The sequence below is a fragment of the Neobacillus canaveralius genome (assembly GCF_047237705.1).
GTDB lineage: Bacteria > Bacillota > Bacilli > Bacillales > Cytobacillaceae > Neobacillus > Neobacillus niacini_K.
The window spans coordinates 2684729-2698902 of sequence record NZ_JBDFLL010000001.1; the positions used below are offsets into that span (position 1 = coordinate 2684729).

Here is a 14174-nt window from a genome sequence, read left to right on the forward strand (position 1 = left end):
AAGGGCATCCAATCCATATGATGAAAGGAAGGAATTTTAAAATGATGGGTTTTCCGAAAGATTTTTTATGGGGCGGTGCAACTGCCGCTAATCAATGTGAAGGTGCTTTTTTAGCTGATGGCAAAGGATTAAGCACTGCAGATGTGATGACAGTTGCGGAACATGGTATTCCAAGGGGAATTACAGATGGAGTCATTGATGGAAGGTATTACCCAAGTCACAAGGCGGTCGATCACTATCACCGTTTCAAGGAAGATATCGCACTGTTTGCTGAAATGGGATTCAAATGTTATCGCATGTCCATTGCTTGGTCTAGAATTTTCCCAAATGGGGATGAAGAAATACCAAATGAAGAAGGATTAAAGCATTACGACGATGTTTTTGATACCTGCCTTCAAGCAGGAATAGAGCCTGTTGTAACAATTTCTCATTTTGAAACACCGTTAGGATTACTAAAGTACGGTTCATGGGAGAATCGTAAAGTAGTAGACTTTTACTTGCGTTATTGCGAGACACTTTTTAAACGGTACAAAGGTAAAGTTAAATATTGGCTGACTTTTAATGAAATTAATGTTATGTCAACAAAACCTTGGATGGCTAGCGGAGTAAATTCTGAAAGTGAGCAAGTTCGTATGACAGCGGCCTACCATCAATTTTTGGCCAGTGCAAAGGCTGTCCAAATGGCGCATGAAATTGATTCCAATAATAAAGTTGGGATGATGTATAACGGTCACGTTGCATATCCAGCTACTTGTGATCCAGAAGATATGCAAAGAACTAGTGATTTCATGCATAAGATGCTATTTTATAGTGATGTTCAATGTCGCGGCTATTATCCTGCTTATAAATTAAAGGAATTTGAACGTGAAGGAATTACTTTGCCTATTCAAGATGGTGATTTAGAAGAGTTGAAGAATGGTAAGGTTGATTTCTTATCATTTAGTTATTACATGACTCATGTCGTAGGAAAAAATTCTCCTTTAGTTTTTAACGGATTAAATGGTGTTAAAACAGGTTACAAAAACCCTCACTTACAAATGAGCGATTGGGGATGGGGAATAGATCCGATGGGTCTCCGTTACTTATTAAATCTTTTATATGATCGTTATCAAATACCTTTAATGATTGTAGAGAATGGTTTAGGAGCAGTCGATAAAGTTGAAGGAGACGGAGGTGTCCATGATTCATATCGTATAGATTATTTAAGAGATCACCTATTAGAGTTGAAAAAAGCGATTGAAATTGATGGTATTCCTGTCATGGGATACACAATGTGGGGACCAATCGATATCATTGCTGCTAGTACAGGTGAAATGAAAAAAAGATATGGCTTTATTTATGTGGATGTGGATGATAACGGAAATGGCACGTTTAAAAGAATAAAAAAGGATTCCTTTTATTGGTATAAAAAGGTTATTGAGTCAAATGGGGAAATTTTATAGATTTATGGTGCTAAAAGAGATTGAGATACTTATAAATAAATAGTGTTCATCTCAGAAGGAGATGTATGATTCTTGTCACTCGCAAAAAATGTTTCACTCGTTAAAAATCAAAATTTATTAATCGCTGCTATCGCGTTTGGAATTATTTTAAACCCATTAAATACATCTATGATTACAGTTGCATTGCCAGAGATAAAAAATGAGTTTTTACTTACATCAAAAGATATTACATGGTTAATCGCTTCTTATTTTATTGTTTGTGCGATTTTCTTACCGCTTATTGGAAAAATGAGCGATTTATATGGAAGGAAAAAAATATTTCTGTCTGGACTACTATTGGTCAGTATTTCTTCCTTTGCTGCCCCATTATCCCAAAATATGACGTTTCTTCTAGGAATGCGAGCGATACAGGCAATTGGAACATCCGCTTTATATCCTGCCGGAATGGGAATTGTTCGTTCCTATATTGAAAAAAATCAAAATAGAGTGATCGGCGCACTAACTGTATGTGCTACCACCTCGGCAGCATTTGGACCAACAATCAGCGGACTGTTAATTCAGCAGGGCGGATGGCATGTGATCTTTTATGTTAATTTTCCGATTATCATTATTTCTGCCGTCCTGGGCTCCTTTTTCATTCCTCGAGATGAAAAGATACCGACCAAAACATTCAAGTGGGATGGTATGGGGATCATTATTTTCAGTTGTATGATTTCTTTATGGATTTATTTTTTACAAACATTAAAAAGTGGTTTAAGCATATGGGCATTAATAGGTTCCATTGCGTTAACATTTTTATTTTACTACTTTGAAAAAAGGAAAGTAGAGCCTTTTATAGATGTACTGTTCTTAAAGAAAAATCTCAACATTTCACTACTATATATTCAATACATTTTTGCAACATTGATCTTCTTTGCCATGTTGCTTTCAATACCGATGTATTTACAATCTGTATTCATGCTGAGCGCTAAGTTAACGGGTATTATTATGCTCTCGCTGTCGATATTTTCAATTATTAGTACACCACTTGCGACGCGCTGGATCGAAAAGTCAGGATATAAAATACCGTTACTTACAGGAGTCATTATCGGAGTAGTGGGTGTTGTCCTTTTAATGACAATCAACCATAGCTCTCCACTTTACTGGATTTTTATCGTGTTATCCATCATTGGATTTAGCAATGGTATGTTAAATATTGGTTTACAAACCCTGCTCTATTCATTTGTATCTAAAGCAGAAACCGGTACAGCTTCAGGTCTATTTTTGATGTCAAGATTTATCGGTAATATCCTTGCTTCCAGTGTATTTGGTGTAATGTTTGCAACTGGAGTCACTGATACCAATCTTAATTGGATGACAATCATTTTAATTGTTGTGTCCGTAATATTGTTAGCAGGGATACTCGTCACAACAAATAAACAAGTTGTAAAACGAACTTCCGCGCTTAATAAATCTGCTAACATTTAAATTGTTTTTTCATTCCAGTAGCTACTAGTAAGACTATCTAGTGGCTATTTTTTCTCTCATGCAAAGGAGAATTTGCTCAATATGGAAGCTTTAAAAATAATCAAAGAAAGAACAGAAGACAGTGTTAAATATGCTCAGCAACATTTAGCAAATGAAAGAACATATCTGGCATGGATTCGGACTGCTATTTCGATTACAGGTGTTGGTTTCTTAACAACATCTTTACATTTTACTATTAAAATCAGTTCCAATTCTGCTATTAATAATTTGGCGATATTTCTAGGTATTTTCGCTTGTGTGGTTGGCTTTATAACGGCTGTTATGTCTACTATCCATTACACAAGGAAAAGAAGGGAAATTCAAGAAGGCATATTTATTCCGTCTAACTATTCAATTATATTTGTTTCTATTTTATTTTCACTTTTGGTTTTTCTGATTTTTATGTATCTTTCTTTTTTATTATTTAGATTATAAAACGGGTATTAATTGAAGAAGTACCGTTAGAAGAAGTAAATATAGGATCAGATAACAAAAATACAAAAGCATAAAAAAGCAAAAAAGGTATAATTCTCTCCATTTTGAGGTGTTATACCTTTTTACTTGTTATCTCACATTTATTTTTCTTTATTATGCTCTCCCCATTGGCACATTTCTTGGATAATTGGCCAGAGGGTTTGCCCTTTTTCGGTAAGGCTATATTCGACCTTTGGAGGGATTTGTGGATATTCCTTTCGATGAACTAAGCCATCACTCTCCATTTCCTTTAATGTCGAACTGAGAGTTCTATAAGTTATTTGACCTATCATACGCTGTAGTTCATTATAACGTACCGCACCATTTTGTGATAAATAGTAAATAATTAGCAGCTTCCATTTACCGTTGATAATAGAAAGCGTATAGCCAAAAAAAGTCTCTTGGCTATCAGCAACACTAACTTTGTTTTTCATCTTTACACTATCCTCCTAGATAGTATGCGTCAGAAAAGTGCATACTTGTTTATGGTTCTATATCGACTATATAATACATTCAAATCCAAGTAAAGGATGGGAGTGAACCTGAAGAAATATATACACCTCTGGATTCAAGTTTGGAGAGAGGTGCTAAAAAGTGAATGTTTTTCAACTACGAAGAAAAATCTTTAGGAGGACAAATAAAGTATGTTATTACAACAATATCAAGACAACATAGATACATTACGAAATAAAATCCGAGAAGCAGAGGCGATTGTGGTTGGCGGTGCCGCCGGTATGTCTTCGGCAGCAGGATATAACTGGTATCGAGATGATGAAAATTTTCGAAAATATTTTAATGCATTTGCTGAAAAATATGGGATCGACAGCATCTTTGGAGGCTTTTACTATCGCTTTCGCACTGAAGAAGAACGGTGGGCATATCTTGCTACTTTGATCAACTTTGTAGCGGAGGTCCCCATCGGCCAGCCTTATAAGGATTTAAATCAAATACTAAGTGGTAAAAACTATTATATTCTTACGACAAATCAAGATACCCAATTTTTACAAGAGTTCTCAGAAGAAAAAGTCAGTGCCATTCAGGGTAACTGGACATATCTACAGTGTAGTAGTCGCTGTCACGACGGGGTTTATCCTTATGCGGAACAGGCAAAGGAACTGTGTACCCACATCGAAGGGACAAGGATTCCATCCAGCATGGTTCCAAAGTGCCCGGAGTGCGGCGGCCCTATGGAACTGTGGGTACGTTCCTTTGTATTTTTGGAAGGAGCCAAATATAGAGAAGAGCATAAAAAATATCGTGAATTTCTATTAGAAAATCAACATAAGAAAGTTCTCTTTTTAGAGTTGGGCGTCGGTCTAATGACTCCGATGTTCATCAAGGAACCCTTCTGGAATATGACTTACAGTTGGCCGGACGCCTACTATATTACCATCAATCCAAATCCGGAGCACAACTTGTTGCCGGGGGAACTGAAGGGTAAGGGACTCGCTGTTCATGAAGATATAGCGCAAGTACTACGAGATGTTCTGGCTAAACAGCAAAAAGAAAGGAAACAAAATGCGGTTTGACAAAATCAATAATATGGAGGATCACATGAAAGAGAAATATCGTAATGTTTTAACAAAAATAGAAGAAGCTGACGCGATTATAATCGGCGCTAGTAACGGCCTTTCCATTTCGGAAGGCATTCATATCTTTGCGGATGATTCATCTTTCCGGGAGAATTTTGGTGATTTTCGTGAAAAGTATGGTTTTCACAGCATCATCCAGGGATGCTTCTTTCTATATCCTTCAGAGGAAGAAAAGTGGGCTTACTTCAGCCGTATGTACGAATATTTTTTAATAGGCAGAGAAGCAAGTTCGGTAATGAAGAACCTTTATGAACTAGTGAAAGATAAAAATTACTTTGTGGTTACCTCTAATATAGATGCTCATTTTACACAGGCAGGTTTTCCAAAGGAACGCCTCTTCGAAATAGAAGGCAATTGCCGGAATCTTCAATGCTCTCTTGGTTGCCATAATCGAATTTATCCAGGCGACGATGTCCTAAGCAAAATGGCTGGATACCAAGAGAACGGAAAAGTTCCTTCGGATCTTATTCCTAAGTGTCCTGATTGTGGCGGCCAAATGCAAGTCCATGTCGAAGTCGATCGGAACTTTCTAAGAGATCAGACCTGGCAAATAAGCTATCAGGCTTATCAGGACTTTATCGAGAAAGCCCATAGCAAAAAGTTAGTTCTGCTGGAACTAGGCGTGGGTGCCAGAAACCGAATAATTAAAGCCCCATTTATGAATGTAACCAATCATGAGGAAAATGCTACCTACATTACTTTTAATAGAGGCAGCGAGCTTTACATTCCAGATGTAATTGCTGCTAAATCCATTGGTTTTGATGGGGATATTACGGAAGTATTACATCAATTGGTTCAGATGAAATAAACTACTTTTATCATACTAACATGGTATGGGTGTTTTATAGAGTATAAAGGAAGTAACCTGGTAACTGAGATTACGATTGTCAATAGTAAGTATTGATTAATAGATAGGATGAAACGAAATGGATAAATCACCAAAAGACACACGTGTAGTTGTAGGAATGTCAGGCGGGGTCGATTCTTCCGTTGCTGCACTGCTCCTGAAAGAGCAAGGTTATGAAGTAATTGGAATATTCATGAAGAACTGGGACGATACGAACGAATTTGGTGTTTGTACGGCTACAGCAGACTACGAGGACGTTATCCGCGTTTGCAATCAACTTGATATTCCTTATTATTCCGTGAATTTTGAAAAGCAGTATTGGGACAAGGTATTCACCTACTTCTTGAAGGAATATAAGTCGGGAAGAACGCCGAATCCTGATGTAATATGCAATAAGGAAATCAAATTCAAGGCATTTTTAGATTATGCCATGAGCCTTGGAGCCGATTTTGTGGCTACAGGACATTATGCTCGAGTGGACAGAGTAAACGGAAGGTTACGCATGTTAAGAGGGAAAGATGATAATAAGGATCAAACTTATTTTCTAAATCAATTAACCGATGAGCAGTTAAGTAGGGTGTTATTCCCGATTGGCGATATGGAAAAACCAAAAGTAAGGGAAATAGCTGCCGAGGCTAATTTGGCGACAGCATCCAAAAAAGACAGTACAGGAATCTGCTTCATTGGTGAACGAAACTTTAAGGAGTTTTTAAGTGGTTTTTTGCCTGCCCAAAAGGGGAATATGGAAACATTAGATGGCAAAGTTATCGGACATCATGATGGATTAATGTACTATACCATCGGACAGAGACATGGATTGGGGATTGGAGGAAACGGCGATCCTTGGTTTGTAATTGGTAAGGATATGGAAAGGAATGTTCTTTATGTTGGACAAGGCTTCCATCATGAAATGTTATATTCAGACAGCATTATTGCTGATAATGTAAGCTGGATTTCAAAGGGGGCTATAACTGATATTTTTGAATGTATGGCAAAATTCCGCTATCGTCAACAAGACAGTAAAGTAACGGTAGAATGGCTGGATGATGCCAAAGTTAGAGTCACTTTCCACGAACCGATTCGTGCAGTAACTCCTGGACAAGCAGTTGTATTCTATCAAGGAGATGAATGCCTCGGCGGTGGAATTATAAGCCAATTGTATCGTGAAGGCAAACAATTAACCTATGTAGGGTGAAGAATAAGTATAACTAGTTATTTGAAGGTTAAAAATGATAAAAAATGAGGTAGTTGCCTTAGCAACTACCTAATTGATAATTTTCTTTTTACATTCGGCTTAACACTCTGTATATAAATTTCTAATAATATTTGATTTAAGGAATCTCTATTGTTTAATTCAAATCTTTTAAATACCACGCATTCATAGCAGAATGGTCAGAACCCGATAGTGGTTCATCTAAAAGTTTAAATCCATATTTTTCATATAATACACATGCAGTTTTTAATTCATGCGTTGTTTCTAAGTAGCATTTTTTGTAATGTTTAGAGGCAAATGACAATGCTGTTTCCATTAGCTTCTTTCCTAGTCCGAGGCCTTGTGCTTTTGTATTTAAATAAAGCTTTTGCAATTCACAAATCTTATCAAGTTCGATAAACGGTGCTATACCTATTCCACCAACTACTTCTCCTTCCAATTCTACTACCCAATACCTTGCATGTTTTAAATTATTATAAAAGTGGTGCAGGTCGTTAAGTTGAGGGTCAAAATAAGCTGTTCCAGGAATCGCTAATCCAAGTGATTTTAATGAATCTTGTATGATTTCTTTTATTTTTGCATTGTCCTCTTTTTTAATTTCTCGAATAATCATATAGTATCTCCTTCAAATAGTTCTGATAGGTTTCATACATTCCACTATAGGTTGCTTAACCCAAATTAAATATTATCATATCTCAACTTGCTGATGTAGATGCTGAGAAAAATAACGATGACAGGACTGTCATCTTGTTTTTTATATACTGAGACCATCGTAGAAACCAGTTATGATACGATTAAGTTAATATCTGTAGTATTTCAAGACAGCAGAAATTTAGAATGGACATTAAGGAAAATCGGTAGTTTATCAAATGTAAGGAGTGAAGTTCAGTGGAAAAATATATGGTTTTCGTATATGGAACATTAAGAAAACATCAAAGAAATCATTACCTATTGAATGGTGTGACTTGTATAGCAAGTCAGTGCTGGACTGTTGGAAAGCTAATAGATTCAGAGAACGGATATCCCTATTTAGTACCATCCGCTAGTGGCAGAGTTTACGGAGAGCTTTATCAGGTGGATCAGCTACAGCTTAAGGAACTGGATACACTTGAGGGTTACTATGGCACTAACCATAATAATTACTATGTTCGAACAAAACAGGATATTTATACAGATAAAGAGTGTTATGAAGCATTTGTTTATATACTTCCAAATGAAAAGGTAAAACCAAATTTGAATGAGATAAAGAACGGAGACTGGAGCGTCAATCAACTATTGAAACAAAAACAGTCCCTATTTTATTTTGCCTATGGCAGCTGTATGGACGCAGAAAGATTCAAATCAGCAGGAGTTAACCACTATTTTCAAAAAGTAATTGGTAGAGGCATTTTGGATAATTATCATTTACGTTTTACGAGAAGAGCCCATGACGGAGGTCGTGCTGACATCGTCGAGGTAGCTGGGACGGTTGAAGGTAAGGTCTATGAAATACCACAAGAGGCGCTATCATATTTATATCGACGAGAAGGTGTAAATGCAGGCTGCTATCGTCCTGCAGTAATCGATATCACTGTAAATGGCAGGCAACTTACAAACATACTTACATTTGTTGTCGTAGATAAGGATCCGGAAACAGCACCACCTGAACATTATATCGTAGAAATACTTCGAGGAGGCAACGGATTTCTGAGTGCGGATTATATGGGGAAAATTAGAAAACAATTGAAGGAATGTTTTAATATAAAAATATGAGAAAGTGCAGGATATTTAAACCATCCGTTCGGAATCGTGCCCGTAAACGAGGATAAGTGGAGATAGAGGTAAGGATTCGCTCCGAATCGTGCCCATGAACAAGGAAAAGTGGGGTTAGCGGTAACGATTCACTCTGAATCGTGCCCATGAACAAGGAAAAGTAGGGTTGACGGTAACGATTCCGTATTAATCGTATCCGTAAACTAATCTAAGAAGATAATGTTCCGAGTCATTGGTACCTAACCGATTGGGTGGTGAGAACGTGTCACCACCCAATTTTTATTATTGTATACGCCACTATAAAAAACCTAGACTTGTGGAAACCCGTTCGATAGAATGTTCGTATATAAATGAGTTGGTGGGTTTCATTTTTCTGCTTTATTTTTAATAGAAAGTCATTATTCCGAATTTTGTAGTATCTGATTTCACTGTTTTTTAAACAATGATGTCGGTTATTTTGTGGGAACCATTTGTTATTTTTATTATGATAAAATAAGAAAGTAGTTTGAGGAGCTTTATAACTAACATGAAAAAGATTTGGTTCTACTTTACGAATATCTACAACAATTCAAAGCTGAATGTTAAGCTTTTTATAACCATTTCATTGATTATGGTGACCGCATTGGTGTTTGTCCTAGGAGGCATTCGCTATGCATTTTCCCTTTATGATGAGCAAATTTATGCAAAATCCTCACAAGTGTTGATGATGTCTTCGAACAGCATAGAAGAGAAACTTAAACAAGTCGAAGTAGTAAGCTATGAAATAGCAGTCGATCCGAACATTCAAAGAATCTTAATAGAGCTGCAAGGAAATGTAGAGAAATATGACTTTTACCGGCTCGAACAGGAATTGGAAGATGCCTTAGTGAAATATGTTGGTTCTGAGAAATATATACAATCCATTTATCTGTATGATTCTGCCGGAAGGGAATTTTTAGCCGGTTCCAGCAGTAACCCGCTAAACGTGACAGAAAAAGAGCTTGCTCTTAGCCAGGCAGTAAAGTATGAGGGAGAAAACCATTGGATGGAGATAGACGGCTATAATGGGAATTTAACCTCCGTCCGCCTAATCCGTTCGTATGAGAACCTTAACTTTGATAACGTCGGCAAACTTCTGATTCGTGTTAATTTAGATACAATTGTAAGCGATTTACCCAAACCAACTGGAGATTTGGCAGGAAACATTGTCATTTCAGATGGGAATCACGTTTTTTATTCTGAAAAAGGAATGGAAGATTTAAATACGTATAATTTTGTTGCTAAGAATGAGCAAGGATACGGAATTGAAAAAATCAATGGGCAACGATTCTTTGTTAATTATTTCACAACCGATTTTGAGGATTGGACATACTGGAGCATTATTCCATTTAACAAGATGTTTTCAAAGATTACCGCTGTAAAATACTCTTTGGTATTGGTTTTTGTATTGATGTTCATTATTTTGATTTCACTTAGTTTTAATTTTCTAAGTCGAATTACGAAGCCAATTCTAGAATTGGCCGGTACCATGCAAAAAGTTCAAAACGGGAACTTTACGATCGTAAATACATTAAATCCCTCTAAGATTTATGAAGATGAGGTGGGGATTCTATATCGGAATTTTAAAACGATGATTCAAAGAATTGATGAGTTGATTCAAGAGAATTATTCTAAGCAGTTTTTAATTAAGGAAACAGAATTTAAAGCACTGCAGTCCCAGATAAATCCCCATTTTTTGTACAATACGTTGGAGTCTATCAATTGGCTGGCAATCATCAACAAACAGAAGCAGATTTCAAATATGGTTGAAGCCCTTGGAAATTTGATGAGAAATTCGATAAATTTTAAAGAGGATATCATCACGATCGAGGAAGAACTTGAAATTGTTAATAGTTACTTAACGATTCAAAAATACAGGTTTGACGATCGGCTGGAATTCCAATTAGATATCCCTTCAGAATATATGAAATGTAAGATTCCTAAATTAATCTTACAGCCGCTTCTTGAAAATTCATTTAAACATGCAGTTGAAACTTCAATCTATACGTCTGTGATTAAATTGCAAGCCTATCAGGAACAAGACAAGCTTTTTATTCGGGTTGAAGATAATGGTCCGGGCATAGACCCCTTTATTCTCCAAAAAGTAAAAGAGGGCATAATGAGGCCGAAAGGAACAGGAATTGGTCTAAATAATATTGATAATAGAATTAAGCTTTTCACAGGAGAACAGTATGGTTTACGAATTGAAAATCTTTTAGGAAAAGGGACCGCAATTACAGTAGTTCTACCTTTTCAAACGGAGTGATACCATGGCATACAAAGTGTTATTAGCAGACGACGAAAAGATTATTGTCGAAGGTATTTCCAGTGCGATTGATTGGGCTGCACTGGATTTGGAGCTTGTGGCAACGGCAAGAAATGGGATCGAGGCATATGAAAAAATTGTCGAGAATGAGCCTGACATTGTTATCAGTGATATCAGAATGCCTGGCATGGATGGTCTTAGTCTTGTAAAGAAGGTTTACGAAAATTTTCCATCGGTGAAATTTATTTTATTGTCCGGATTCAGTGAGTTTGAATATGCGAGGACTGCCATGCATTATGGTGTGAAAAATTATTTGTTAAAGCCATGTAATGTGGTGAAAATTACTGCCGCGCTTCAGGATGTACTAAATGAATTAAGGGATAAAAATGACCAGGATACATTTATCCGTCAACTTCGGGAGAAATATGAAAAAGCTCGGCCCTATATGAAAGCACAATACCTAGCAGAATTCTTGTTAAGTAAAAGCCATTCAAATGAGGATTTATACTTCTATCAGCTGCTTTTTGATACTGAAATGAATAATAAACAGGTCAGGCTGATTCTTTTTAAACTAGAAGGTGAATTTTCTTATGAGCATTTGTTTGCGATCAAAAATATTGGGGCAGAAATATTTACTTCTCCCCTGTTAAATACCAATATTGGGGAATATGAGCTTTTTTTAATCGAAGATAATCAAAATTTAGAAAAACTTCATGATCAAATTGGAAGAATAAGAGAACTATTTCGTCAATACTACAAAAGAGATACCACTGTAGCCATAAGTGATGGGGATAAAGTCCAAAATGTCAGAAGTCTTTACCGTGAAGCAATCGAATGTTTGGAACACCGTTTTTATTTGGGTGAGGGAAGTATTATTAGCAAAAAAGATATATTACCAGCTCATACGGATTACTCTAATGATTTTATCATGGATGAACAGCAGATTGTTTTAAAAATCAAATCAGGGCATATCAAGGATGTTGGTGACGAACTTACTCGTATATTTGAAAAAATGGCTGATTTGCGAATGGGTATCCATATGACAAAATCCTATTGTATACAGCTCTACATGACCATTGTCCAGACAGTTGATAAAGAGAGTATGCAAGCCTACCTGATGGGGACATCCGCATTGTTGGGCATGGAAACAGTGCAGCAAATACAAGAATATATCGAAACAACCGCGAAAAAAATAACGATAGACTACTATAATAGGTTTAAGTCAAAACAGGTTTCCGTTATTAGTAAAGTTATAGACATTGTGAAAGAGAATCTGGGTAATCCTAATCTCTCCCTTAAAATGGTAGCGAATAATATCCTTTATATGAATCCGGATTATCTGGGTAAACTGTTTCGGCAAGAAACGGGGCAAAGATTTTCAGCCTATCTTACGAAGCTTAGAATTGAAAAGGCAGTGGATCTTATCGTGGAAATGGACGATGTAAAGATGGTAACACTTGCGGAAATGATTGGCTTTGGTGATAATCCACAATATTTTAGCCAGGTTTTTAAAAAATACACTGGCTATACACCATCTGAATATCGAAAAGCAACCTGAATTTAGGGGTCGGCTGGCAAAGAGCAGGAAAGTGAATGGTATAAGCTCTTTCGCAAAAGGGGGATAAATTTTGAGAAAGTTTGGCTGGTCATTATTAAGTTTACTAGTACTCCTTTCCCTCACGGCATGCAGTACAAGCAGTCAAGAGGATACTGAAGGTAGCGGTGTAAATGGAAATAAAAAAGTGACACTTAGAGTCGCCTGGTGGGGTGGGCAACCAAGACATGATTATACAATGAAAGTGATTGAAATGTATGAGAAGAAAAACCCAAATGTAAAAATAGTAGCTGAATATGCCAACTGGGATGATTATTGGAAGAAGCTTGCTCCAATGGCTGCAGCCAGTCAGCTGCCGGACATCATTCAAATGGATACAGCCTATCTGTTTCAATATGGTAAAAAAGATTTGCTTGAGGATATAAATCCGTATATTGAAGATGGGACGATTGACACTAGCTCAATCGATGAGTATGCAATTTCCGGTGGATTGATGGCCGATAAATTATATGGCTTCACACTTGGTTCCAATGTTCTTACTGTTATAACAAATGATGATATGTTAGAAGAAACCGATATTAAAATGGACGATGAGAACTGGACTTGGAACGACTTTGAAAAAATAGCACTCGATGTCCAAAAAGGTACAGGGGAGTATGGTACAAATGGAATGAATCCAGCACAAGTATTTTTTCCATATTATTTAAGGACACAAGGTAAGCGTTTTTATAGTGAAGATGGTAAAGGTCTAGGCTATTCAGACGACCAATTATTTATTGATTACTTTGAGAGGCAGCTTCGCTTAGTAGAGGCAAAGGCTTTCCCTACTCCAGATGTCGAGGCACATATAAAAGGACTTCAAGATGAATTTATTGTTACAGGAGATTCAGCAATAACTTGGAACTGGTCCAATCAATTTTCAGCATTTGCCGAGGCGGCTCAAAGCTCTTTATCACTTAATCTACCACCCGAGCAGGGTAAAGAGAAAGCTTTATTTTTAAGACCAAGTATGTTCTTTTCCATTCCTAAGAATTCAAAGCAAAAAGAAGAAGCTGCCAAGTTCATCGATTTCTTTGTCAACAACGTAGAAGCCAATAGGTTAATTAAAGGTGACCGTGGTGTCCCTGTATCTTTGAAGGTTGTCAAAGCCATCAAGCCCGAATTGGCAGAAGATGAAACCAAAATCTTTGATTATGTTGAAAAAGCTTCTCGAAATGTAAGCGCATCCGACCCTCCTGATCCATTGGGGAGTGCAGAAGTAATGAAAGTATTGCAAGATATATCTGAACAGATTATATTTAAGAAGATTTCGCCCGAAGATGGAGCAAAGTTATTTAGAGAACATGCAGAAAAGATTCTTGGAATGAATAAGTAATCTAGATAGAAATTAATTGAGTAAACCAGCCATTGTGCTGGTTTTTTTGTAGTCTAAAAATTAGATAGGGATTTTTCAATCTTCTGGAATAAGTATGTTTTTTAATACTAGACCTCTGTTATTTTAATTGTTCT

General features: G+C 36.6%; 12 protein-coding genes. 10 read left to right on the plus strand and 2 right to left on the minus strand.

Going from position 1 to position 14174, the window contains the following annotated elements:
- Positions 1–41: 41 nt before the first annotated feature.
- The 3 genes from ABC255_RS13640 (at position 42) to ABC255_RS13650 (ending at position 3383) form a co-directional block, all read left to right on the plus strand.
- Positions 42–1442, plus strand: a complete 1401-nt coding sequence (locus ABC255_RS13640; RefSeq protein ID WP_412998557.1) for a glycoside hydrolase family 1 protein — start codon at positions 42–44, stop codon at positions 1440–1442.
- 72 nt (positions 1443–1514) lie between these two features.
- Positions 1515–2909: an MFS transporter gene (locus ABC255_RS13645; protein WP_412994236.1), complete on the plus strand. Its 1395-nt coding sequence runs from the start codon at positions 1515–1517 to the stop codon at positions 2907–2909.
- 81 nt (positions 2910–2990) lie between these two features.
- Positions 2991–3383, plus strand: coding sequence for a YidH family protein (locus ABC255_RS13650; RefSeq protein ID WP_412994238.1), 393 nt, complete (start codon positions 2991–2993; stop codon positions 3381–3383).
- A 140-nt stretch (positions 3384–3523) separates the two neighbouring features.
- Here ABC255_RS13650 and ABC255_RS13655 read toward each other — a convergent pair whose 3' ends face one another.
- Positions 3524–3856 carry a winged helix-turn-helix transcriptional regulator gene (locus ABC255_RS13655; protein ID WP_412994240.1) on the minus strand — a complete coding sequence of 111 codons (333 nt, stop codon included), beginning with the start codon at positions 3854–3856 and terminating at the stop codon, positions 3524–3526.
- Between the two features lie 210 nt (positions 3857–4066).
- Between ABC255_RS13655 and ABC255_RS13660 the strand changes: the two genes are divergently transcribed.
- The 3 genes from ABC255_RS13660 to mnmA all read left to right on the plus strand — a co-directional run bounded on the left by ABC255_RS13660 (position 4067) and on the right by mnmA (position 7056).
- Positions 4067–4951, plus strand: coding sequence for an SIR2 family NAD-dependent protein deacylase (locus ABC255_RS13660; protein WP_412994241.1), 885 nt, complete (start codon positions 4067–4069; stop codon positions 4949–4951).
- A gap of 25 nt (positions 4952–4976) precedes the next feature.
- Complete coding sequence (locus ABC255_RS13665) at positions 4977–5822, plus strand: SIR2 family NAD-dependent protein deacylase (RefSeq protein WP_412994243.1); 846 nt, start codon at positions 4977–4979, stop codon at positions 5820–5822.
- 118 nt (positions 5823–5940) lie between these two features.
- Complete coding sequence (mnmA, locus tag ABC255_RS13670) at positions 5941–7056, plus strand: tRNA 2-thiouridine(34) synthase MnmA (RefSeq protein WP_412994245.1); 1116 nt, start codon at positions 5941–5943, stop codon at positions 7054–7056.
- Between the two features lie 154 nt (positions 7057–7210).
- Here the strand turns inward: mnmA and ABC255_RS13675 are convergent, their stop codons facing one another.
- Entirely contained in the window at positions 7211–7687 is a 477-nt protein-coding gene (locus ABC255_RS13675; protein ID WP_412994246.1) for a GNAT family N-acetyltransferase, read from the minus strand.
- Positions 7688–7962: 275 nt separating this feature from the next.
- On the opposite strand from ABC255_RS13675, the gene ABC255_RS13680 reads away from it, so the two are divergent.
- The 4 genes from ABC255_RS13680 to ABC255_RS13695 all read left to right on the plus strand — a co-directional run bounded on the left by ABC255_RS13680 (position 7963) and on the right by ABC255_RS13695 (position 14040).
- Positions 7963–8826 carry a gamma-glutamylcyclotransferase family protein gene (locus ABC255_RS13680; RefSeq protein ID WP_412994248.1) on the plus strand — a complete coding sequence of 288 codons (864 nt, stop codon included), beginning with the start codon at positions 7963–7965 and terminating at the stop codon, positions 8824–8826.
- Positions 8827–9352: 526 nt separating this feature from the next.
- Entirely contained in the window at positions 9353–11110 is a 1758-nt protein-coding gene (locus ABC255_RS13685; RefSeq protein WP_412994250.1) for a cache domain-containing sensor histidine kinase, read from the plus strand.
- Between the two features lie 4 nt (positions 11111–11114).
- Positions 11115–12668 carry a response regulator transcription factor gene (locus ABC255_RS13690; protein ID WP_412994251.1) on the plus strand — a complete coding sequence of 518 codons (1554 nt, stop codon included), beginning with the start codon at positions 11115–11117 and terminating at the stop codon, positions 12666–12668.
- Between the two features lie 70 nt (positions 12669–12738).
- Positions 12739–14040: an ABC transporter substrate-binding protein gene (locus tag ABC255_RS13695; RefSeq protein WP_412994253.1), complete on the plus strand. Its 1302-nt coding sequence runs from the start codon at positions 12739–12741 to the stop codon at positions 14038–14040.
- Positions 14041–14174: the final 134 nt, after the last annotated feature.

What these genes read in the sequence shown, in the direction of transcription:
- ABC255_RS13640 (WP_412998557.1), top strand. Translation starts at nt 42, where the DNA reads ATGATGGGTTTTCCGAAAGATTTTTTATGGGGCGGTGCAACTGCCGCT.
- ABC255_RS13650 (WP_412994238.1), top strand. Translation starts at nt 2,991, where the DNA reads ATGGAAGCTTTAAAAATAATCAAAGAAAGAACAGAAGACAGTGTTAAA.
- ABC255_RS13655 (WP_412994240.1), bottom strand. Translation starts at nt 3,856, where the DNA reads ATGAAAAACAAAGTTAGTGTTGCTGATAGCCAAGAGACTTTTTTTGGC.
- ABC255_RS13660 (WP_412994241.1), top strand. Translation starts at nt 4,067, where the DNA reads ATGTTATTACAACAATATCAAGACAACATAGATACATTACGAAATAAA.
- ABC255_RS13665 (WP_412994243.1), top strand. Translation starts at nt 4,977, where the DNA reads ATGAAAGAGAAATATCGTAATGTTTTAACAAAAATAGAAGAAGCTGAC.
- mnmA (WP_412994245.1), top strand. Translation starts at nt 5,941, where the DNA reads ATGGATAAATCACCAAAAGACACACGTGTAGTTGTAGGAATGTCAGGC.
- ABC255_RS13675 (WP_412994246.1), bottom strand. Translation starts at nt 7,687, where the DNA reads ATGATTATTCGAGAAATTAAAAAAGAGGACAATGCAAAAATAAAAGAA.
- ABC255_RS13685 (WP_412994250.1), top strand. Translation starts at nt 9,353, where the DNA reads ATGAAAAAGATTTGGTTCTACTTTACGAATATCTACAACAATTCAAAG.
- ABC255_RS13690 (WP_412994251.1), top strand. Translation starts at nt 11,115, where the DNA reads ATGGCATACAAAGTGTTATTAGCAGACGACGAAAAGATTATTGTCGAA.